This window comes from Amorphoplanes digitatis (assembly GCF_014205335.1).
Taxonomy (GTDB): domain Bacteria; phylum Actinomycetota; class Actinomycetes; order Mycobacteriales; family Micromonosporaceae; genus Actinoplanes; species Actinoplanes digitatus.
Window position 1 is genome coordinate 8791165 of sequence record NZ_JACHNH010000001.1, and the last position, 22037, is coordinate 8813201.

The following is a 22037-nucleotide window of genomic DNA, read 5'->3' on the forward strand; positions in this document are numbered from 1 at the left end:
GAAACCAACCGAGCGTCCAAGATCTACAGTCCGAGGCCGCGCGCGATGATCATCCGCTGCACCTCGGAGGTGCCCTCACCAATCTCGAGGATCTTGGCGTCCCGGTAGAACCGGCCGACGGCGGACTCGTTCATGAAGCCGTATCCGCCGTGCACCTGGGTCGCGTAGCGGGCGTTGTCCATGGCGGCCTCGCTCGAGTAGAGCTTGGCCAGCGCCGCCTGGTGCTTGAAGTCGCGGCCCGCGAGCATCCGCGCCGCGGCGTCGTAGTACGCGACCCGCGCGGTGTGCGCCCGCATCTCCATGTCCGCGATCATGAACTGGACGGCCTGGTAGTTGCCGATCGGCTGACCGAACGCCTGGCGCTCCTTGGCGTACTTGACCGACTCGTCGACGCAGCCCTGCGCCAGGCCGACCGAGAGCGCGGCGATGGCGATCCGGCCCTCGTCGAGGATCCGCAGGAACTGGGCGAAGCCCCGGCCACGCTCGCCGAGCAGGTTGGCGGCCGGCACCCGGACGTCGTCGAAGGAGAGCTCATGGGTGTCCGACGCGCACCAGCCGACCTTCGAGTAGCCCGGCGCCACCGTGAAGCCCGGGGTACCCGACGGCACGATGATCGTGGAGAGTTCCTTGCTGCCGTCCGGCCTCGTGCCGGTCGCCGCCATCACCGTGACCAGGCAGGTGATGTCCGTGCCGGAGTTGGTGATGAACGCCTTCGAGCCGTTGATCACCCACTCGTTCGTCCGCTCGTCGAGGACCGCCCGGGTGGTGGTCGCGCCGGCGTCGGAGCCCGTGCCTGGCTCGGTGAGCCCGAACGCCGCGAGCGCCTCGCCGCTGGTCAGCCTGGGTAGCCAGGTGGCCTTCTGCTCCGGCGTACCGAATCGGTAGATCGGCATCGCACCCAGCGAGACGCCGGCCTCCAGGGTGATGGCCACGCTGCTGTCGACCCGGGCCAGCTCCTCGAGAGCCAGGCAGAGGGTGAAGTAGTCGCCACCCATCCCGCCGTGCTCCTCGGCGAACGGGAGCCCGAACAGGCCCATCTTGCCCATCTGCCGAATCAGGTCGTACGGGAAGGTCTTGCGCTCGTAATGCTCGCCGATGACCGGCGCGACCTGCTCGCGGGCGAACTCGCGCACGCTGGCGACGAGTGCCTCCTGCTCCTCACTGAGCCGGAAGTCGACCATGACGTGTCCTTTCTGGACCAGAGACCTGCTAGACCGGGGTGACGCCGTGCCGGCGCCGGGAGAAGCCGCGGTCCTTGCCGCGGGCGGCGGCGAAGCGGCTGATGAGCTCGCCCCGCAGGTCGGCGGGCTCGACGATGGTGTCGATCACCAGCTCACCGGCCAGTCGCATGATGTCGATATCGCGCTCGTACTCCGCGCGGCGCTCGGCCACGAAGGCCTCCCGCTCGTCCGCGGGCAGAGCCGCGATCTTGTTGGCGTAGACCGCGTTTACGGCCGCCTCGGCGCCCATCACCGCGATCTTGGCGGTGGGCAGGGCGATGGTCGCCTCCGGGTCGAAGCCGGGGCCGGCCATCGCGTACAGGCCCGCGCCGTAGGCCTTGCGGACCACGACGCAGATCTTCGGAACGGTTGCCTCGGAGATCGCACTGATCATCTTGGCGCCGTGCCGGATGATGCCCTGCTTCTCGACCGCGCTGCCGACCATGAAGCCGGGCACGTCGGAGAGGAAGATCAGTGGCACGTTGAAGGCGTCGCAGAGCTGGACGAACCGGCTCGCCTTGTCGGCCGAGTCGACGAAGAGCACGCCGCCCTTGAACATCGAGTTGTTGCCCACCACGCCGACGACCTCGCCGTTGAGCCGGGCGAAGCCCACCGTCAGCTCCCGGGCCCAGAGCGCGTGGATCTCGAAGAACGAGCCCTCGTCGACGATGCCCTTCACGTAGCGGCGCATGTCGAAGGCCTGCCGCTCGCTCACCGGCACCAGGGCGGAGAGATCCACCTTTGCCGGTTCGGCCGCGGCCGCGGCCGGCGGCTGCTCTGCGTAGTTCGACGGCAGATAGGACAGGTACGAGCGGACCACCTCGAGCGCGTCCCGCTCGGTCTTGCAGAGGAAGTGCCCGACGCCGGACTCCGCGCAGTGCACCCGCGCGCCGCCCATCGCCTCGAGCGTCGTCTTCTCCCCGGTGACCATCTCGACCATCCGGTCGGAGCCGAGGTACATGCTCGCGTTGCCCTCGACCATCGCGACCACGTCGCAGAACGCCGGAATGTAGGCTCCGCCCGCGGCCGACGGGCCGAACAGGGCGCAGACCTGCGGAATCGAGCCGGAGGCGCGGACCTGGGTGTGGAAGATCTTCCCGGCGCCGCGCGGGCCCGGGAACAGGTCGACCTGGTCGGTGATCCGGGCGCCCGCGGAATCGACGAGATAGACCATGGGTACGCCGGTCGCGTACGCCCGCTCGATGATCCTGATGATCTTCTCGACCGTGCGGGCGCCCCAGGAGCCCGCCTTGACGGTCGAGTCGTTGGCCATGATGCACACGGCACGCCCGTCGATCCGGGCGTTGCCCGTGATCACGCCGTCGGCCGGCAGGCCCTCGGCCAGGCTGTTGGCGTAGAGCCCGTCCTCGACGAAGGAGCCCTCGTCGACGAGCAGCGCGATCCGCTCACGGGCGAAGAGTTTGCCCTTCGCGGCATTCGCGGCGTGGTAGCGATCGGCACCGCCGGCCATCGCCCGCTTGCGTGCCTGCGCTAGCGCCTCTGAGTCGAATGCCACCTGGCCCCCTTCGTGCTTCCCTGAACGATCGTTAGGGTAGCGCATTCCGGTGGCTGAGACCAGAGACGCCGAACGGGAGCCCCCGCTCTCGCGAGGACTCCCGTCCGTCTGGTGCTACCGGCGCTGTGGAGGAGCGCCGGCTTACTGCCCGACGCCCGGTGGCGTCGCTCGGGTCACGCCCGGGACCGGCGTGACCCGGGCCTCTGCGAACCAGCTCAGTTGTTGAGCGTGTCCATGACGTTCAGGCCAGCGACGTTCAGGCCACCCGCGTTGCTCAGGCTCTGGGTGAGGCCGTCGATGCCCTCGATGCCACTCGACTCTCCGACCATGGCCTTCTTGGCGCCCTTGCGGCCCTGGTCGCCGTAGCGGTCGTCGTTGTCGCCCGCGTACTGGTCGTCGTTGTCGCCGGCGTTGTCCGGACGGGTGGCCGGACGGGCCGGACGAGCCGGACGAGCCGGGCGGTTGCCCTTGCAGCCCTTGACGACCGTGACGCTGCTGACGCAGCCGGTGGTGCCGATGTTGTTGGCGCAGGAGCCAGCGGCGTTGGTCGCGCCGAGCAGCGCGAACGAGTTGCCGCAGATGTTGACCGGGACGTTGATCGGCGCCGCGATCTGGGTGCCGTTACCGATGCCGAAGTTGCCGGCCGTGCTCTGGGTGAGCACGTCGGGGATGCCCGACTCGGTCTTGGCGGCGGACCGGGCGTGGCCCGCCGACTTCTTCTCGGTCACGCTGGCCGACTCGATGTTGTTCACGCAGGAGGCCTGCGCCTGGGTCAGCGCCAGGACGGCGAGCGAGTTGCCGCACATGTTCACCGGGATGTTGACCGGGGTGTAGAACTGCGTGCCGTTCAGGAACCCGACGTTGCCGGTGCTGCTCTGCCCGACCAGCCTGCCGCCGCCCCGGCAGGGACGGCCGCCGCCGGCGCCGCACTCTTCCCGGCCGCTCTCGATGCGGTTGACACCGGTGCCGGCCGCGCTGGTGATGCCCAGGAACGAGACGCCGTTGCCGACCATGTTCACCGGCAGCGAGACCGGCATGTACACCTGGGTCCCGTTGCCGATCCCGAAGTTGCCCTGCGAGACCTGCCCGACCTGGTCACCGCCGCGGACGATGACCCGGCGGCGCGGGCCGCCCTCGGTCTTGCCGGACTCGATGAAGTTGCCGCTCTGCGCCGTCGCGGTGCCGAAGCCCAGGACGGAGTCGGAGTTGCCGGTCAGGTTCACCGGGACGGAGACCGGTGCGATCACCTGGGTGCCGTTGAGCACCCCGATGTTGGCGCCGGAGCTCTGGGAGTTGACATCGGCGTGGGCGACGCCCGGGGCGAACAGGAGCGCACCCGCGGCGAGGGCACCGACGTTCAGAGTCTTACGAACCCAAGTCTTCATGGAAAGAAGATGCCTTTCAGAATTGTCAGAGAATGGTGAGACGCGTATTCAATTGATCGGTGCTTTCGGGCGCAGCGGTGCCCTGGCGTTATTTCGACTGCCCTGACCCCGCTTGTCGACATGCGCCCTGGATTTACTGGCGCCTTCGGTGCGGTGAAAGTGATGACCCTGGGCCCAGAGGTGATTCGCCGCCTGTTCGCAGGCGGGTGAGGAATCGGGCCCGTGGTGCGGGCGCACGGATCCGCTGATGATCAGTGGATCTGCTACGCGCCGGCCGGTGTCAGCACTAGTCAGGTGAGACGGTCGGTGCCTCGGCGTCATGCCGCCGGACCTCGACATCTGTCGCGATCGTCAGCCGGCGGCGAGCCACCGTGCTGTCCGCGACCTTGGCCGGAAGGAAGGCCGCTGAGCCACCATCCGTCGCAGATCCCGGCCCGGAGGCCGGAACGCCATTCGCTGCCCCGAGGTTTCCCCGCAAAGGTGCGGGTGCGTCACCGCCGGGTGTGTCGCTGACCATCTTCGGCTCGGCCACCGTGACGGCGGCCTGGTGCCGATCGGCAGCAATCTCGTGCTGCCGGGTGACGGTCGTTCCCACCGTGCTCCGCCGGTCGAGCGCAGGCTCAACCACCGGAGCCTCCTCGCCCGTGACAGCCGCTCCGCCGAACTCATCGGCGACGACCTCGTCGACGCCGATCCGGTCTGCACCGGAACGGTCGGCATCCGCCTCGGGTGCGTCGTGCTCCGAACCGGAGACGACGACTCGGTGCGCGGAGTGCTTCACCGGCACCGCCGTGGCCGCCACGTCGTTCAGGAGGCGGCCCTGCGGCAGATCGGTGATCGGGACGAGATTGCGGGTGTCCACCGCTTCGCCGGCAAGGCGAATTGGGCTGGTCAACCCCCTGACGACGCCGTTGACCCCGCCGTGGGCGGCATCCGCGTCGGTCCTGCTCCTAGTGGTCCCGTTCAGCGTTCCTGCAACCCTGTTGGGCAGCGGTACCGCGGAGACGAGACCTCGGCGGTCGGATTCCAGCGGCTTGGTGGCCGCCTTGAGGATCCGATTGACCACCGGCTCGTGGCGGTCGCCGCCGTGCACCGCCGTACCGATGATCGACGAGTCGAGGGTGAGTCCCCCGTCCGTCGAACCATGGTCCGCAGCGTGCGCGGCAGCACCGGTGAGCAGCCAGGCCGCGCCGGCAAGACCGCCGACGACAAGTGCCCGCAGGGCCCACCGGGAACCGGTGCGTCCTGCGCGGTGCCCGCTGCGCCGCTCCGCCCCCTGGCTCTGGGGCGGCATGGGCGCGGCGACACCGGTGGACGGAACTGACGAGAGCGGGAACGCCGTGCGCGCATCGCGCTCGACCTCCGGCCCTGTCATTTGGTCCCGCCCCTCGTCGTCGACTTCAGACCGGCGACCGAATACCTCTCGAAAGAACGAGGCGATATCGGCCGCTCGGTATTGGTAACGAAGCGGCACAGCCGGAGTCACGCAAACAATCGGGAAAAATGATCGCTTCGCGGGAACACCGAAACGATCGGGAAAGCGGAGGTGAATCAGACCAATCGGGCACGGGGTCCGGCGCGGAGAACACCCGAGGGCAGAGTGCGGCCGAGCAGCCCCTCGGCGAGCTCCGCCACCCGGATGAGTTCTTCCAGGTCAATTCCCGTGTCGATGCCCATGTCCTCGAGCATGTGCACGACCTCCTCGGTCGCGATATTGCCCGAGGCGCCCGGCGCGTACGGACAGCCGCCGATGCCACCGACGCTCGCGTCGAACTCGGTGATGCCCAGGTCCAGGGCGGTCAGGACGTTCGCCAGCCCCGTACCCCTGGTGTTGTGGAAGTGCAGCAGGTCCGGGCGTACCTCCGAGAGCAGGTCACGGACCCGGCGCGGCGTCGCCATGCCGGTCGTGTCGCCGAACGCGATGCGGTCCGCGCCGTCGGCGCGGACCCGCTCCACAATGGAAGCCACCCGTTTGGGGTCGATGTCACCCTCGAAGGGGCACCCGAAGCTGGTCGCCACGATCACCTCGAGCTTGGCGCCGGCCTCGTGGATCAGCGGAATCAGGCCCGTGATGTCGTCGAGCGACTCCTCGGTCGAGCGATTGAGGTTTCGGCGGTTGTGTGTGTCGCTGGCCGACACCACCACCTCGATCTCCTTGAAGCCCGCCCGGATCGCGCGCTCGGCGCCGCGGGTGTTGGGGATCAGCGCCGAGTAACGGACGTCCGGATTGTGCCAGGAACGCGCCCAGACCTCGTCCGCGTCGGCCATCTGCGGAATCGCCCTCGGGTGCACGAACGAGACCGCCTCGATCCGCCGCACCCCGGTGCGGGAGAGGGCGTCGATCAGCCGGACCTTGTTGTCGGTCGGAATCGGCTCCTCGTTCTGGAGTCCGTCGCGAGGGGCCACCTCGCGGATCGAGACGGTGTTCGTCATGTCAGATCACCCCTTCTTGGGCTTCTCACGCATGCGGCCGACGATGCCGGTGTCGTAGTCGCCGGAGAGGAACTCGGCGTTCTCGAGCAACTCGGCGAAGAACGGCAGGTTGTTCTTGGGCCCGACGATCTCGAATCCGGCCACCGCCGTCCGGGCCTTGGCGATCGCGTCCTCCCGGTCCGTGCCGACCAGGATCAGCTTCGCCATCAGGGAGTCGTAGAACGGCGTGACGGTGGTGTCGGGCCCGTAGCCGGAGTCGACCCGGACACCCTCGCCGGACGGCTCGACCCAGGTCGCGACCTTGCCCGGGCCGGGCAGGAACCGCTTCGGGTCCTCGGCGTTGATCCGCAGCTCGATGGCGTGACCGGCGGTGGCGTGCACCGTCGCGGGGTCGAACGTCGGCGCCTCGCCCGACGCGATCCGCAGCTGCTCCTCGACCAGGTCGATGCCGTGGATCAGCTCGGTGATCGGGTGCTCGACCTGGAGCCGGGTGTTCATCTCCAGGAAGAAGAACTCGCCGGTCGCCGGGTCCAGCAGGCACTCGACGGTCCCCGCGTTGCGGTAACCGACGGCCTCGCCGGCCTTGACGGCCGCGGCCAGGAACCGCTCGCGCAGCTCGGGGCCGACCGCGGGCGAGGGCGCCTCCTCGACCAGCTTCTGGTTGCGGCGCTGCACCGAGCACTCGCGCTCGCTCAGCGCGACCACCCGGCCGTCGGCGAGGCCGAGGATCTGCACCTCGACGTGGCGTACCCGGGGGAAGTAGCGCTCGATCAGCACCGACCCGTCGCCGAACATGCGCTCGGCGAACGCGCGGACCTTGTCGTACTCGGTGCGCAGGCCGTCCTCGTCGTTCGCGACCGCCATGCCCATGCCGCCGCCGCCCGCGGCGGCCTTGACCATCACCGGGTACCCGATGGTCGCGGCGGCCTCGATCGCGGCCTCGACGGTCGCCGCCGGGTCGTGGGTGCCGGGGGCGACGGGAACGCCGGCCTCCGCCATCAGGTTCCGAGCATTGATCTTGTCGCCCATCGCGGTGATCGCATCGGCGGACGGGCCGACCCACACCAGGCCGTTGGCCTCGACGGTACGGGCGAAGTCGGCGTTCTCGCTGAGGAAGCCGTAGCCGGGGTGGATTGCCTGCGCGCCGGTCGACTTCGCTGCGGTCAGGATCGCCTCGGTGTTGCGGTAGCTCAGGGCCGGGTTGGCCGGGCCGACGCAGACCGCCTCGTCCGCCTCGGCGACGAACGGCATGCCCTCGTCCGCCTCGGAGTAGACCGCGATCGACCGGATACCCAGCCGCTTGGCGGTGCGGATGATCCGGCGGGCGATCTCACCCCGGTTGGCGATGAGCAGCGACTCGATCATTTCTCTCCCTCGTGCGTTCCGGCCGTCTCGGCGGCCGGCTGCCTTGCGGTGGTGCGCTTTCCGTCCGCCGCGGCCTCACCGGGCGCATGGCTGTCCGCGCGGAGCCGGGAGACTCTCGCTACCGTCGCTCCGCCGGTCGGGCCGGCGCGGCCGTCAACCCGGGCTCGGGCCGCGCCTATCTGCCGATGAGGGCGTGTGCCGTCGCCTCGCGCAGCAGGTCCGCGCGGCGCCGGCGGTCCACCTCGCCACCCAGGAACGGCGTCGAGTTCATCAGGCCGAACGCCGAATGTGCCAGCACCCGCGCCTCGCCGCCCTCCAGGTCGGGGCGCAGCGTCGCCAGCACGCCGACCCACTCCTCCACGTAGAGGCGTTGCAGGCGGCGGATCTGCCGGCGCGGCTCCTCGGGAAGGCGGTCCAGTTCGTGCAGGTGCAGGGCGATCACCGCCGGGTTCGCCAGCGCGAACTCGACGTGGAACTCGATCAGGTCGGTGAGTGCGGCGTGCGCGTCCTCGCGGTGCCGGCCCACCCGCTCCCTGCCGCCGTGCAGCAGGCCCTCACTGACCGGGATGAGCGCGGCCACCAGCATGGCCTCTTTGCCGGCGAAGTGGTGATACAGAGCCGGGCCGGTCACGCCGGCGGCGGAGCCGATGTCGTCCATCGACACACCGTGGTACCCCCGGGCGGCGAAGAGGCCGACCGCAATCTCGAGGATCTCGTCACGGCGCGAGCGCCGACGGGGGGCCGGCGGGCCGGGACGCTGCTGCTGATCTACCGTCACCTGGCAACTCTAACCCGCTGTCAAGCCGATGCCTTAACGGCCGTTCAGCCGATTACGACTCCTCGACGCCTTCGGTCCGGCGCAGCCTCGCCGCCTGCTCGTCCGCGCCCCGAGCCTCCAGTGCCTCGGCGAGCACCCGCGCCGCGACCTGACGCGACGGCGCGTCCTGAGCCATCTCGCCGAGCACCGGCCAGAGCAGGTCCTCGGTCTCCTGCGGACGGCCGGAGCGCAGCAGCGCCTCGCCGAGCATCGTCGCGACCTGCTCAGCCTCGCTCCGGGCGCCGATCGCGCGCAGCCGCTCGGGCGAACCCGTGACGTACGGCACAGCCTCGACCGCCCGGCCGCGGGCCAACAGCAGCCGGCTCATCTCGAACCCGAGCATGGCCCGCTCCCAGATCGCGTCCGGCTGCCCGGCGACGCCGGAACCCAGACCGGCGTGCCTGCGCTCGGCCAGCTCGAAGGTCTCCACGGCCGCCGCCACGTCGTCGGCCCAGTGCAGGGCCATCACCCGGCGGCGCAGCAGCCGCAGCTCGCCGAGCGGGTCGCCGGCGACGCGCAGGTCCTCGGCGCCGGCGCCGAACCACTCCGCCGCCTCGGCGTCGCGGTCCAGCCGGAAGAGCAGGTCGCCGCCGTTCTCGCGGATCTGACCGCGGCCGGCCAGGTTGGCGCCGAGCCGCTCGACAAGCGCCTCGTAGAGCACCAGCGAGCCGACGCTGTCCCCGAGCTCGCGGTAGAGGCCGGCCAGCAGGAAGCGGGTGTTGTCGGCGGCCTCGTCATGGCCGAGCCGCTCGAACGTCGCAAGGGCCTCCTCGCCGACCTCGGCCGCCTCGACGACCCGGCCCGCCTGCCGGTATGCGTCGGCCAGCTCCTGCCGGACGAACGCGCCGCCCTCGTCGAGGTCCTGCTCGGTGCAGAGGGCGACGGCCTCGACCAGGTCGTCGACGGCCTCGGCGGCCCGTTCGAGCTGGACCAGCGCCCGGCCCCGCCCGAGTCGCGCCGTGAGCGCGCCCTCCGGGTCGACCGCCGCCAGCACCTCGCCGAACGCCGTGACCGCCTGCTCGGGATCGTGGGTGAGCTGGCCGAAGAGGACCGAGGCGTCGGCCAGCCGCGCGGCGGGCCCGTGCTCAAGGAAATAGGCCCGGGCCTCGGTCGCCGCGGCGAGGGCCTCCTCGTTGCGGCCGGCTGCCGCCCGGTTCGAGGCGCGCCGCGCCAGGTAGAAGGCCGCCAACCGGGCGTCGCCGGTCTCGGCCGCGGCCCGCTCCGCCTTGTCGTGCGCCTCGTTGGCCTCGTCGGGGCGGTCCAGCAGGAGATTGACGAGCGACAGCCGGGACCAGGCGGCCGCGCGCCGGCGGGCGTCACCGTGCTCCTGCTGGTACGCGGTGTCCGGCTCGACCAGGGCCCGGCCCTCGTCGGGCCGTCCGGTGCACGCGAGCGAGACGCCGAGCCGGCCCCTCGCGACCGAGGCGTCGATCTCGCTGCCGGCCTCGGTGAACAGGTCGATCGCCCGGCCCCAGGCCGCGGCGGTGCCCTCGTGGTCGTCGGCACGCCACCGCTGGCCGCCCAGCAGCATGGCCCGGCGAGCCTCGCGCATCGCGTGCGGCGCCGCCCGGCCGTAGCGGTCGTCGTAGATCGCCATGACCGCGTCCGCGGCGTCCTCGCGATCCTGGTTCTCGTGCTCCTCGGCCATGTCGAGCAGGCTGTCCGCGGAAGCGTCGGCCGGCACCTCCACCGGCGCCGGCTTCGCGTCCACCCGGGTCTGCGGCTTCGCCGCCGGGCCGCGACGGGTCGACGGCGAGAGCGGGAGCACGACGTCATAGGGCTCGGCGGAGATCTCCTCCGCGATCTGCCGGCTCTGGGTCGTCGTGCCGTTGCGCGCGTCGAAGCGCAGCGCCAGCCCGGTCGCGTGCGCCGCCAGCTCCTCGGCCAGCGCCGCTGCGGCGATGTCGCCCTGCTCGCGGCGGTGCACGATGGTGTCGCCGTGGCCGAGCGCGACGAGCCGGCGCAGCAGCATGGCCGACGACGCGGCGAAGTTCATCCCCGCCGCCGGCGACGGCGCCCGCTCGAGCCAGTCGACGTGCCGCTGGAGAATCTCCAGCCCGCGGTTCTCGTTGCCGGTGCGCGCGCAGAAGGCGACATGGTCGCCGATGTCCCACAGGTCGGCGAGGTTGCCGCGCATCAGCCGGTAGGACCGGCGGTGCGCGTCCGCGGCCTGCTCCAGCCGCCCGGTACGCAGATAGGGCACCATCAGTCCACGAAGGATCGTCTGCGGCTGCTCGTTGCAGGTGAGCCGGCCCGCCAGCACCGGCTCGGCGAGCGCCACCGCCTCCTCATACCGGCCCCGGCCGGACAGGTAGGTGACCTGCGACGACGGGTCGCAGCCCGCGCAGTCGGAGAGGTCGTCGCGGGGCGTGGTGTTCCACCGCTCGTAGAGGCCGTCGGCCTCGGCCTCGAGACCCACGTGCCGGGCCACCACGTAGCGGTGCTTGTGCACGGCCTGGAGGCTGTGCCCGGCCTCGCGGTAGCGGCGCTCCATGTCGTCAAGCACCGCGTAGGTTCGCTCCAGCGGCACCTCGGGGAACTTCGTCAGCGCCGACACCATGTACTTGAAGTGCCAGTACAGCGTGTGCCGGCTGCGCGCGTGGAACGCCGCCGGGTCGCGGTCGAAGTCGCTCAGGCACCAGGAGAACGTCACGAACGACTTCGCGACCTCGCCGCCGTAGGTGTACGCGGTGGTGGCGAGGATGCGCGCCTCGTAGCCGAGCTCCCGCTCGCCCAGCGCGTCGGCGTGCCGGATGACCTGCTCGACCAGGGCGATCTGCGCGGCGCCGTACGGCATGCGGTGCGCCTCCCGGAACAGCACCCACAGCTCCTCGACCGACCGGCTCACCGCTCCTCCCCGGGAACGGCCCGGCCCAGCAGTCCGAGGAACGACGTGTTGAGCAGCGCCGCGTCGGCCGGCCTGATCGGGTGGTAGCCGAGCAGCAGCGCCTGGCCGTACAGCGCCTCGACGGCCAGGGCCGTCAGGTCGGGGTCGCCGAGCGCGGTCACCCGGCGCACCAGCGGGTTGCGATGGTTGAGCACCAGCTGGGGCCGCTCGGGCGCCTCGGTGTCGGCGAGCGCGTCGAGCACGCCGCCCCACAGGTCGTCGGCCTTCGCGCGGGTCGCGGTGAACTCCTCGTGGAGATGCGCCGCCCGGCTGACCAGGTAGAGGGCCGCCAGGTTCGCCGGCTCGAACGTGCGCACGACGACCTCGCAGCCGAGCCGGTCGAGCCGCCGCTGCGCCGCCGACAGGAACGGGCGCAGCCGCAGCTCGACCGCCGCGTCCAGGGCCTCGAACCGGGTCGCCAGGTCGGTCGGCTCCAGCCGCTCGACCTTGATCTCCCGGTCCACCTGCGGCAGCCGCTCGATGATCTCCGCGTCGTACGTGTAGCCGCCGTTGATCAGGCCGACGTCCTGGGCGGCGGCGACCGCGGCGAGCTGCCGGAACTCGTCGGTCGTCGCCGCGTAGCGCAGCAGGCCGTGCCGGGCCCGGAACTCGGCGAGCGTGGTCTGGCCGGCGTTGGTCTCCATCGGCCACCACTGCTCGACCAGGCGCAGCATCTCGTCGTCGTGCAGGGCGAGCGCCTTGACGCCGAGGTGGTGGATGCGCAGGAACTCGGCGAGCCGGCGCGGGTCCGACGACGAGAGCCGCACCAGCCAGCCGCGCAGCTGATCCGCGATGGCATCCCGGGTGGCCTCGAGCAGGCTGTCGTCGTAGAGCGCCTCGCGGCTGGCGGTCGGCCTCAGCTCGGTGCTGTCGACGATGCACCGGGCGAAGAAGGCCCACTCCGGCAACAGGCCCTCGACGGCCTCGGCGAGCAGCATGCGCTTGAGGTAGACGCGGTGGCCGCCGCGGGTCGCGGGATTGACCGGCGTCGGCAGCACGTACGCGGCGCCGGTGAGGCCGGCCTCGGGCACGTCCAGCTCGATCACGTCGAACGGGGTGAAGCCCAGGGTCCGCTCCGCGTACGCGATCGAGGCGCGGCGGCCGGCCGCCCAGGGCACCTCGCCGGCGGTGACGACGGTGCCGTCGACGGTGACCTCGACCGGCAGCAGCGAGCCGTAGAGGGTGGCGAGCTGGGTGACGGTCGCACCGACGAGGTACATCTCGGCGCCGCGGCGCGGCAGCAGGGTGACGGCGGTGCCGGGCTCGCGGTCGGGCCCGGGCCGGACGTCGTAGCGGCCGTCGGCGTAGCCGGTCCACAGCACGGGCGGGGAGCCGGCCCGGCAGGTGTGCACCCGGATCTCGTCGGCCACCAGGAAGCAGGAGAGCAGGCCGATGCCGAACTGGCCGAGGAACTCGTGGCGGGCGAAGCCGAGCTCGTCCCTTTTGGAGCTGCGGCCGATGGTGGCGAGCAGCTCGTGCACCTGCTCCTCGGTGAGGCCGATGCCGTCGTCGGTGATGCGCAGGCTGCCGTCGCCGGTCGCGTCGGAGGACTCGATGACGACCCGGCCCGGGGTGGCCGGCTCGTCCTGCCGAACGGCGACGATCGCGTCGACCGCGTTCTGCAGGAGCTCGCGGACGTAGACCCGCGGGCTGGCGTATAGATGGTGGCTGAGCAGGTCGACGATGCCCCGAAGATCGACCTGGAAGGTGTTGCTCACTGGTGGTTCTCGCCCTCCCGTCGGCGCTGTGGTCGCTCAGGCTACAGGGAGGCTACGACGTTCCGGAGTTCATTACTCCCGCGTCGACCAGCGCAAAAACAGCGTGACGGCCGGGACATAGTCGATGTTGGACACCCGGCTTATGAGATCTTGCCCGGCTCGGTGCCCTTGACGATGGGCGCCCGGACGAGGTTGCCCCACTCGGTCCAGGAGCCGTCGTAGTTGCGCACCTGCGGATAGCCGAGCAGGTGCTGGAGCACGAACCAGGTGTGGCTGGACCGCTCACCGATCCGGCAGTACGCGATGACGTCGTCGCCGACGTCCAGGCCCAGCTCGTCCCGGTAGATCCTGGTGAGCTCGTCGGCCGCCTTGAACGTGCCGTCGTCGTTCGCCGCCGACTTCCACGGCTTGCTGACCGCGCCGGGGATGTGCCCGCCGCGCAGCGCACCCTCCTGCGGGTACGCCGCCATGTGGGTCAGCTCGCCGGTGTACTCCTGCGGCGAGCGCACGTCGACGAGGGGATGGCCGCTCGCGACGTGCGCGCCGACCTGGTCGCGGAAGGCGCGGATCTGGCCGTCCTCGCGCACCGGCACCGGGTAGTTCACCGGCGGGCGCTCGGTGCGGTCGCGGGTCAGCTCGCGGCCCTCGGCGGCCCACTTCTGGCGGCCGCCGTCGAGCAGCCGGACGTCACGATGTCCGAAAAGACTGAAGACCCAGAGGGCGTACGCCGCCCACCAGTTGAAATTGTCGCCGTAGAACACGATCGTGTCGTCGCGCCCGATGCCCTTGGCCTCGCACATGGCGGCGAAGGCTGCGGGGTCGAGGTAGTCGCGGACGAGCTGGTCGTTCAGCTCGAGGTGCCAGTCGACCTTCACCGCGCCGGGGATGTGACCGCTCTCGTAGAGCAGCACGTCCTCGTCCGACTCGACGACCACCAGGCCGGGGTCGCCGAGGTGCGCGGCGAGCCAATCGGTGGTGACCAGCATGCCGGGGTGCGCGTACGCCTGGAGGGACGGCGCCGGGTCGTTCTCGACTGACATGTTCACACGCTATCGCGTCGGCGGCGCCCGGCCCGGGCGGTAACCCCGGATAACCGGGTGTCGCGGGCGGCGGCCGTACCTAGGCTGCGAATCATGCTGCTGCGAATGTCCACGATGCTGCTCAAGACCCTGCGCGAGGAGCCGGCCGAGGCGGAGGTGCCGAGCCATCGGCTGCTGCTGCGGGCCGGCTACATCCGGCGCGCGGCACCGGGCGGATTCACCTGGCTACCGCTCGGCAGGCTGGTGCTCGACCGCGTGACCCAGGTGATCCGGGAGGAGATGACCGCCATCGGCGGGCAGGAGGTGGCCTTCCCGGCCCTGCTGCCCCGCGACCCGTACGAGGTGAGCGGCCGCTGGACGGAGTACGGCGACGAGATCTTCACGCTGCGGGACCGCCGCGGCGCCGAGTTCCTGCTCGCGCCCACGCACGAGGAGATGTTCGCCCTGCTGGTGCAGGACATGACGAGCTCGTACCGCGACCTGCCCCTGGTCCTGTTCCAGATCCAGACGAAGTTCCGCGACGAGGCCCGGCCCCGCGCCGGCCTGCTGCGCGGCCGCGAGTTCCTGATGAAGGACTCCTACTCGTTTGACCTCGACGACGCGGGCCTCGGCGCGGCGTACGCACTGCACCGGGCGGCCTACCAGCGCGTCTTCGAGCGCCTCGGGCTCGAGCACACCATCGTGTCGGCGACCTCCGGCGCCATGGGCGGCTCCGCGTCGGAGGAGTTCCTGGCCTCCTCCGAGGTGGGCGAGGACACGTTCGTGGGCTGCACCGCCTGCGCGTACGCGGCCAACACCGAGGCGGTCGTCACCCCGGTCCCCGCGGTACCCGGGCGCGAGCACCCCGGGCTGACGGTCCACGACACCCCGGACAGCCCGACCATCGCCGCGCTCGTCGACCTCGCCAACGCGCGTGCGCTCGACGGCCGCACCGACTGGACGGCCGCCGACACCCTCAAGAACGTCGTCTTCACCGTCCACCACCCGGGCCGGGAGGACGAGTTGCTGGCGGTCGGCGTGCCCGGCGACCGCGAGATCGACACCAAGCGCCTCGACGCCGCGCTGAGCCCGGCCACCGTCAGCGTGTTCGACGACTTCGAGGCGCACCCCGACCTGGTCAAGGGCTACATCGGGCCGCAGGGCATCAAGATCCGCTACCTGGCCGACCCGCGCGTCGCGACCGGCACCGCGTGGCTCACCGGCGCCAACGAGCCCGGCCGGCACGCGACCTCGGTCGTCGCGGGCCGGGACTTCACCCCCGACGGCACCGTCGAGGCCGCCGAGGTTCGGGCCGGCGACCCCTGCCCGGCGTGCGGCACCGGCGGGCTGACCATCCGGCGCGGCATCGAGATCGCACACATCTTCCGGCTGGGCCGGCGCTACACCGACGCCTTCAAGGTCGACGTGCTGGGCGCGGACGGCAAGCCCGCGCGCCTGACCATGGGCTCCTACGGCATCGGCGTCTCGCGCGCGGTCGCCTCGATCGCCGAGCAGCACCGCGACGACCGCGGCCTGCTCTGGCCGGACGAGGTCGCCCCCGCCGACGTGCACGTGATCGCGGCCGGCAAGGAGGGTCAGGTCGAGGCGGCCCTCGACCTCGGCGCGACCCTGCTCGCGGAGGGATTGCGGGTGCTCGTCGACGACCGGCCGCAGCTGTCGGCGGGGGTGAAGTTCACCGATGCCGAGCTGATCGGAATCCGCCGGATCGTCGTGGTCGGCCGCCGTCTCGCCGAGGGGTACGCGGAGGTGCGCGACCGGCGTACCGGAGAGCGGCGCGACGTTCCGCTCGCGGACGTGACGCGTGTAATGAAGGAGCTGGCCGGGTAAGCGGGCCGGAGACGGACGCGGACACGGGTGGAGGTTTACGGACCAATGGCGAGGACAGCGGTCGCTGACGTGATGACCCGGCAGATCGTCTACCTGCCCGGCGGCACGATGCTGGACGAGGCCGCGCAGGTGATGCGCGACCAGGAGATCGGCGACGTCGTGGTCACCGACGGCCCCACCCTCTCCGGCATCGTGACCGACCGCGACATCGTGGTGCGGGCGGTCGCCGCCGGCCTGCAGGCGGCGGCGACGACGCTGGCGTCGATCGCCTCCCGCGAGCTGATCATGATCGACCAGTTCGCCACAGTGGAGGAGGCGGTGCAGGCGATGCGCGACCGCGGCATCCGCCGGCTACTGGTGTGCGACGCGGATCGCAACCTCGTCGGCATCCTCAGCCTGAGTGACGTTGCCCTCCTGCCGACCTCGGAGTCGGGACGGGCGAACGCGACGTAGGGTCGGGACGTGAGCGACATGCCGCCCAAGCTGGCCGAGATCGTCGACGACTTCGCCTCCGCGCCGCGCGACGTCGTGCTGGAGATGCTGCTCGAGTTCTCCGACGCCGTGCCACCCCTGCCCGACGAGCTCAAGGGCCACGAGGGCATGGAGCAGGTGCCGGAGTGCCAGACGCAGTTCTTCCTGCGCGCCGAGGTGCGGCCGGACGACACGGTGCAGACCTGGTTCGACTGCCCGCTCGAGGCGCCGACGACCCGCGCGTTCGCCGGCATCCTCGCCGAGGGGCTCGAAGGCGCGTCGGCCGGCGCGATCCTGGCCGTGCCCGACGACCTCTACAACCGGATGGGCCTGGCAACAGCGATCAGCCCGCTGCGCATCCGCGGCGGCACCGCGATCCTCGGCAGGCTCAAGCGCCAGATCCGTGAGCAGGAGGACGCGAAGCCGTGAACGTCGAGGTCTGGTCCGACGTCATCTGCCCGTGGTGCTACATCGGCAAGCGCCGCCTGGAGACCGCGCTGCGGGACTTCGGCGGCGACGCGACGATGACCTTCCGGGCGTACCAGCTCGATCCCGCACCGATACCGCACCCGGTGCCGATCAGGCAGGCCCTTGAGGCGAAGTTCGGCGGCCGGGAGCAGGCCGACCGGATGTTCGCCCACGTCACCGCGATCGCCGCGGCGGACGGGCTGACCATGAACTTCGACAAGGCGATCGCCGCCAACACCTTCGACGCCCATCGCCTGATCGCCTGGGCCGCCACCCAGGAGCTACAGCTCAGCATGATCGAGGCGCTGCAACGGGCGCACTTCACCGACGGCGTCGACCTGGGCTCGCACACCGAACTGGCCCGGCTCGCCGACTCGATCGGCCTCGACGGGCAGGCCGCGCACGCCTACCTGGCGACCCCCGCCGGCACCGACGCCGTGAACGCCGACCTGGCCGAGGCGCGCCAGCTCGGCATCACCAGCGTGCCGACGTTCGTGGTCGACCGGAAGTTCGCGATTCAGGGCGCACAGGAGCCGGCCGTGCTGCGCACCGCCTTCGACGAGATCGCCCGCCGAGAGGCCGTCGACACCCCTCGATGAGGTTCCACGTGAAACCTCATCGACGGGCGCGATTGTCCCGCCGCATGGCGATCCGCTGCGCGGGGTCCAGCCCGTGCGCGGCCTCCTCGGCCATCAGCCGCGTCAGCTCGGGCCCGCGCTCACCGGGCTCTAGCGTGACAAAGCCGATCCGCTCGTAGTACGGCCCGTTCCACGGCACGCCCCGGAACGTGGTCAGGGTCAGCGCGCCGATTCCCTGCCCGGCCGCCCACGCGTCGACGTGGTCGATCAGCCTGCGGCCGACGCCGCGGCGCGCGTGCTCGGGCCGCACGCTGATCTGCTCGATGTGCGCAAGCCCGTCGACCGACATGACCAGGACGAACGCGATCGGAGTGTCCGTCTCGTCGACGACGACCCAGCTGCGCCCGGCCCGCACGAACTCGGCAAGGGCCTCGGTGGTGGGTACCGGATGCTCGGCGATGTCCGACATCCCGACGTCGTGGAAGAGCTCGCCGGCCGCCAGCTCGATCTGCTGGATGACGGTCAGATCGTCGTACCGGGTGGGCCGGATGTCGTTCACGCCTCGGCGCCGACCTCGCGGGCCAGGCCCTCGATGACCTCGGCGCCCGGCAGCGCGGCCAGCGCCGCACCCGGGATGGCGATCTTGCTGTGCCGGACCCCGGACCCGATGATCACGTGCGGCGTCGCGACCACCCGGGCGTCGACGAGCACGGGCCACGACGACGGGACTCCGATCGGGGTGATTCCGCCGTACTCCATGCCGGTCAGCCGTACCGCGTCGTCCATGGGCGCGAAGCTGGCCTTCCGGGAGTCGAGGAGGCGGCGCACGATCCCGTTCACGTCGGCGCGGGTCGTCGCCAGGATGACGCAGGCCGCGTACCTGGTGACCTCGCCGCGGCGCCCGGCGACGATCACGCAGTTCGCCGACTCCTCGAGGCGCACGCCGTACGCGTCGCAGAAGGCGGCCGTGTCGGCCAGGCCGGGGTCGATCGGCGCGACCATCACCTGATCGCGATCGGTCAGCGCGGGAGTGGGCCACGCCTCGAGAGCCGCCGTGACCGGCGCGGCGAGCAGATCGGGGCGAGAGGTCGCGGGTTCGAGCTTCAGGGTTCCGAGCACGCCCGACATCCTCCCCGAGCGCCCGCCCACCGGCCAGCCAATTCACCAGCGCTCAGTTTTGGTGTGATCCTGCCGACATTGATTGGATGGAGGAGAGACGCAGCGCGCGGGTGGGCACGGTCAGCGGCCTCGCCCTGCTGGCGGGCGGCACGGCCATGGCCGCGGTAGCCGGCGACACCCATACGATCTTCTCTTCCACCCTGCTCGGGCTGCTGGCGGTCGTGATGGGCCACGCGCTGCTGACGGAGATCCGGCGCCAGGCGCGGCGCCGATCGGCGGGCGGCTGGGCGGTCCAGGACACCGTCAACTCGGTGTTGCTCGCCGTTTTCGCGGTGGGCGCGCTGACCGCGACGGTCCTGCCCGTGGCCGCGCCACCGATCCGGGCCGTCGGCCTGATCCTGACCATCGGGTACGCCGTGAGCTGCGTTTACTTCGTCCGCGAGCGCCGCCGGGCGATAACCACACCGACAAGCGAAGAGGCCGCGGGGCGCTGAGGCGTGTTTCATCGCCGGGATCGGGTCTTGTTTCATCGCCGGGTCGCCTTAGCGGCGCCGGCCCGTGTCCTTCTCGCCGGTTGGCCGGCCGCTCATATCATCGGCCGATGATCAGCGCCCGTAGAGCCACCGCAGCCGACGCTGCGGAACTGGTCCGGCTTCGCGGCGTGATGATCGCTGCGATGCAGGGCCGCGAGCCCGATGACGGTCCATGGCGCGAGTACGCACAGGGAACCCTGGAAAGACGGCTGGCCGAGGCCGAACCGACCCTCGCGGCCTTTGTCGTCACACAGCCGGACACCCCGGGCAGGCTCGCCGCCTGCGCGGTCGGCACCGTGGAGGCGCGCCTCGGCGGGCCGGGCAACCCCAGCGGCCTGACCGGCTACGTCTTCAACGTCGCCACCGACCCCGCCCACCGCCGCCTCGGCTACTCCCGGAGCTGCACCACGGCCCTGCTGAACTGGTACCGGAGCCAGGGCATCGTCACCGTCGATCTGCGCGCCACGCCAGCGGCGGAACCGCTCTACCGATCGCTCGGTTTCGTCCGCACGCCGGATCCGGCCATGCGCCTCCACCTGCCCGGTACCGCCTGAGCACGCTGCGTCGTTCTCGCGGACACCGTCACCTGGTGCGCCGAGCGCGGCGTCACCACCCCGGCGAGCGCTCTTCGACAGCGGCTCGGCCAGTCGACAGCGGCTCGGCCAGCAAATCCCGGCTCTTGGGCCGCGACCTGCCGTGAGCCCGGCCGCTGGCCTGCGGCCCGGCGCGGGACGGCTCGGGACATGGACCTCGTCGGCGACAGCACACCCACCGTCGTCGCCGTGAAGAAGATCCGCACTTGCGGTGGTGTATCCGTCCGTCCGTCCGTCCGTCCGTCCGTCCGTCCGTCCGTCCGTCCAGCCCGCGCCGCAGGCCGTCATGATCCGAGAGCCGACCGTCAGCCCTCGACCTGCGGCAACGCGAAGATCATCGGTGGGATCGGGATGCCCGGCCCGTCCGGGCTCACCTCGGGCAGCGGCACCCAGGCGAGGCCGACCGGCAGCGGCCCGCCGACGTGCGGCCCGAGCTGCGGCTCCCCGTCGGCCACCGTCACCGCGAACACCGAGGTCATCCCCGACGGGTACGGGGTGTCCAGCACGAAGCGGGCCTCCTTCACCACCAGGCCGACCTCCTCGAGCACCTCGCGCCGGACCGCGTCCTCCGGCGTCTCGCCAGGGTCGATACCGCCGCCGGGCAGCGTCCACCATTCACGGTTGCCGTCGCGCAGGCTCCGCTCGTGCACCATCAATACCCGGCCGTCCCGCACGATGATGGCCGCGGCTCGCTTCCGTCCACTCACGAATGAAGGCTAGCTGCCTGACCGTGTCTGCAAGGTCACGGGGAACCCACGACGCCAAGAGGCGAAACAGAACGGCAAGCAACACGAACCCGACGACCGCGAGTACGAAGGCAGAACCTCACTACCCGAGCCGCGCTCCCAGCCGCCGCCTACGACGCCACGAGGAGCCGTTCCATAGAACAACGCATCACCGAGACCAGGCCCAAGTTTCGTCCCGCACCCGCCAGCGAAAGTGCGAATACCGGTCGTATCCCTCAACCGGTCCGCCTCGCTAACGCACATCGAGCACCGGCTGGAACACGCCGCCCGCCACCCTTCCAGCCGGCCGAGAGGAAAGCTGGGCCCGCCACACTCCGACCGAGCAACGCGAATGCTGACCCGCCACAGGCCGGGCCCACCGAGACGAACGCTCGACCCACCACACGCCCGGCCCAACAACCCGGACACTCGACCCGCCACAGGCCGGGCCCAACATCCCGGGCACTCCACCACCACAGGCCGGCCCAGCAACGCGACTCTGACCCGCCACGGGCCGGGCCCACCGAGACGAACGCTCAGCCCGCCACACGCCCGGCCCAGCAACCCGGACGCTCGACCCGACACAGGCCGGGCCCAGCAACCCGGACGCTCGACCCACCACGGGCCGGCCCAGCAACGCGACTCTGACCCGCCACAGGCCGGGCCCTAGCGAGACGGATGCTCGGCCCGCCGTGGGCCGTCATGCTCCGGGAGACATCCCTAGACGCTGCGCAGCACCCGCTCGAAACTTTCCGGGCGCATCGGGCGCGCGCGGTCGCGCCGGCTGTCAGCGAGTGCAGCCAACACCGCCACGCGCTCCTTCTCCGGAAGAATCCCCGCGAACGGCGAGGTCTCCCGTAGATCAACCGCGAAGGCGGCGGACGACGTGAGCGCCTCCAGCACCGCCTCGACCCCCTCGTCGAGCACAGCATCCCAACGGTCGAGCCACTCCCAGGCCCGGCCCTCCGGATGCATCCGCCGCAGTCGCCGCAGGTTGATCTCGGCCGCCGCCATCACCGCGCGCGGGTCCCGGACCAGCCGGCCCGCGACCGCTCGGTGCAGCCACAGCTTCTCCTGCTGCTCCCTGTTCATTTTCGGACGGATCAGCGCCTCGACGTCGCTGCGCCGGATGCGCCGCTGCCGTTCGATCGTCACGTACGGAAGTAGCCCGCGCAGACAGAGATCGGCGACATGCGCCCGCGACGAGCGCAACAACACAGCGGCCTCGCCGGTCGTCAGCAGCTCTCGGTTGCGCATCGTCACACGTGGATATTGGCGTTCCGCCGAAGGCCGACGCAACAACCGAACGGCTCTTGACTCTTTCATCATGGCCTAGCGGAGA

General features: G+C 71.1%; 20 protein-coding genes. 6 read left to right on the top strand and 14 right to left on the bottom strand.

The genetic code is table 11. The annotated features are described in order from the left end of the window. Positions 1–23 precede the first annotated feature (23 nt). The 10 genes from BJ971_RS38950 to BJ971_RS38995 form a co-directional block, all read right to left on the bottom strand. On the bottom strand, positions 24–1181 hold the full coding sequence (locus BJ971_RS38950) for an acyl-CoA dehydrogenase family protein (RefSeq protein WP_184998282.1): 1158 nt from the start codon (positions 1179–1181) through the stop codon (positions 24–26). Positions 1182–1209: 28 nt separating this feature from the next. Then, entirely contained in the window at positions 1210–2736 is a 1527-nt protein-coding gene (locus BJ971_RS38955) for an acyl-CoA carboxylase subunit beta (RefSeq protein ID WP_184998283.1), read from the bottom strand. 215 nt (positions 2737–2951) lie between these two features. Then, positions 2952–4121 carry a chaplin gene (locus BJ971_RS38960; RefSeq protein ID WP_184998284.1) on the bottom strand — a complete coding sequence of 390 codons (1170 nt, stop codon included), beginning with the start codon at positions 4119–4121 and terminating at the stop codon, positions 2952–2954. Between the two features lie 286 nt (positions 4122–4407). Beyond that, on the bottom strand, positions 4408–5607 hold the full coding sequence (locus BJ971_RS38965; protein WP_184998285.1) for a hypothetical protein: 1200 nt from the start codon (positions 5605–5607) through the stop codon (positions 4408–4410). A 65-nt stretch (positions 5608–5672) separates the two neighbouring features. Continuing rightward, complete coding sequence (locus tag BJ971_RS38970) at positions 5673–6554, bottom strand: hydroxymethylglutaryl-CoA lyase (RefSeq protein ID WP_184998286.1); 882 nt, start codon at positions 6552–6554, stop codon at positions 5673–5675. A gap of 6 nt (positions 6555–6560) precedes the next feature. Next, entirely contained in the window at positions 6561–7919 is a 1359-nt protein-coding gene (locus BJ971_RS38975; protein ID WP_184998287.1) for an acetyl-CoA carboxylase biotin carboxylase subunit, read from the bottom strand. 175 nt (positions 7920–8094) lie between these two features. Beyond that, complete coding sequence (locus tag BJ971_RS38980) at positions 8095–8697, bottom strand: TetR/AcrR family transcriptional regulator (RefSeq protein ID WP_184998288.1); 603 nt, start codon at positions 8695–8697, stop codon at positions 8095–8097. Between the two features lie 52 nt (positions 8698–8749). Further along, a complete protein-coding gene (locus BJ971_RS38985; protein WP_184998289.1) occupies positions 8750–11584 on the bottom strand; it encodes a tetratricopeptide repeat protein in 2835 nt (944 codons plus the stop codon). Next, positions 11581–13341 (bottom strand): HSP90 family protein, encoded by a 1761-nt coding sequence (locus BJ971_RS38990; RefSeq protein WP_184998290.1) that lies wholly within the window; start codon positions 13339–13341, stop codon positions 11581–11583. The genes BJ971_RS38985 and BJ971_RS38990 overlap by 4 nt, the downstream gene beginning before the upstream one ends. Before the next feature lie 140 nt (positions 13342–13481). Beyond that, positions 13482–14381, bottom strand: coding sequence for a sulfurtransferase (locus BJ971_RS38995; RefSeq protein ID WP_184998291.1), 900 nt, complete (start codon positions 14379–14381; stop codon positions 13482–13484). A gap of 93 nt (positions 14382–14474) precedes the next feature. Here BJ971_RS38995 and BJ971_RS39000 point away from each other — a divergent pair, with 93 nt between their 5' ends. Genes BJ971_RS39000 through BJ971_RS39015 form a run of 4 tightly spaced genes read left to right on the top strand, consistent with a single transcriptional unit; the run spans position 14475 to position 17746 of the window. Continuing rightward, a complete protein-coding gene (locus BJ971_RS39000) occupies positions 14475–16208 on the top strand; it encodes a proline--tRNA ligase (protein WP_184998292.1) in 1734 nt (577 codons plus the stop codon). Between the two features lie 45 nt (positions 16209–16253). Then, positions 16254–16661, top strand: coding sequence for a CBS domain-containing protein (locus BJ971_RS39005; RefSeq protein ID WP_184998293.1), 408 nt, complete (start codon positions 16254–16256; stop codon positions 16659–16661). Positions 16662–16670: 9 nt separating this feature from the next. Next, positions 16671–17108, top strand: a complete 438-nt coding sequence (locus tag BJ971_RS39010; RefSeq protein ID WP_184998294.1) for a SufE family protein — start codon at positions 16671–16673, stop codon at positions 17106–17108. Then, positions 17105–17746, top strand: coding sequence for a DsbA family oxidoreductase (locus BJ971_RS39015; protein WP_184998295.1), 642 nt, complete (start codon positions 17105–17107; stop codon positions 17744–17746). The genes BJ971_RS39010 and BJ971_RS39015 overlap by 4 nt, the downstream gene beginning before the upstream one ends. Positions 17747–17762: 16 nt before the next feature. On the opposite strand, the gene BJ971_RS39020 is transcribed toward BJ971_RS39015, so the two are convergent. Beyond that, a complete protein-coding gene (locus BJ971_RS39020; protein WP_239087788.1) occupies positions 17763–18284 on the bottom strand; it encodes a GNAT family N-acetyltransferase in 522 nt (173 codons plus the stop codon). Beyond that, positions 18281–18853, bottom strand: a complete 573-nt coding sequence (locus BJ971_RS39025) for a YbaK/EbsC family protein (RefSeq protein WP_184998296.1) — start codon at positions 18851–18853, stop codon at positions 18281–18283. The genes BJ971_RS39020 and BJ971_RS39025 overlap by 4 nt, the downstream gene beginning before the upstream one ends. Before the next feature lie 77 nt (positions 18854–18930). Here BJ971_RS39025 and BJ971_RS39030 point away from each other — a divergent pair, with 77 nt between their 5' ends. Both BJ971_RS39030 and BJ971_RS39035 read left to right on the top strand, forming a co-directional pair. Then, positions 18931–19338 (top strand): hypothetical protein, encoded by a 408-nt coding sequence (locus BJ971_RS39030; protein ID WP_184998297.1) that lies wholly within the window; start codon positions 18931–18933, stop codon positions 19336–19338. 107 nt (positions 19339–19445) lie between these two features. Next, positions 19446–19931 (top strand): GNAT family N-acetyltransferase, encoded by a 486-nt coding sequence (locus BJ971_RS39035; protein ID WP_184998298.1) that lies wholly within the window; start codon positions 19446–19448, stop codon positions 19929–19931. 344 nt (positions 19932–20275) lie between these two features. Here the strand turns inward: BJ971_RS39035 and BJ971_RS39040 are convergent, their stop codons facing one another. Beyond that, a complete protein-coding gene (locus BJ971_RS39040) occupies positions 20276–20677 on the bottom strand; it encodes an NUDIX domain-containing protein (RefSeq protein ID WP_184998299.1) in 402 nt (133 codons plus the stop codon). Between the two features lie 738 nt (positions 20678–21415). Then, positions 21416–21952 (bottom strand): helix-turn-helix domain-containing protein, encoded by a 537-nt coding sequence (locus BJ971_RS39045; protein WP_184999331.1) that lies wholly within the window; start codon positions 21950–21952, stop codon positions 21416–21418. Between the last annotated feature and the right edge of the window lie 85 nt (positions 21953–22037).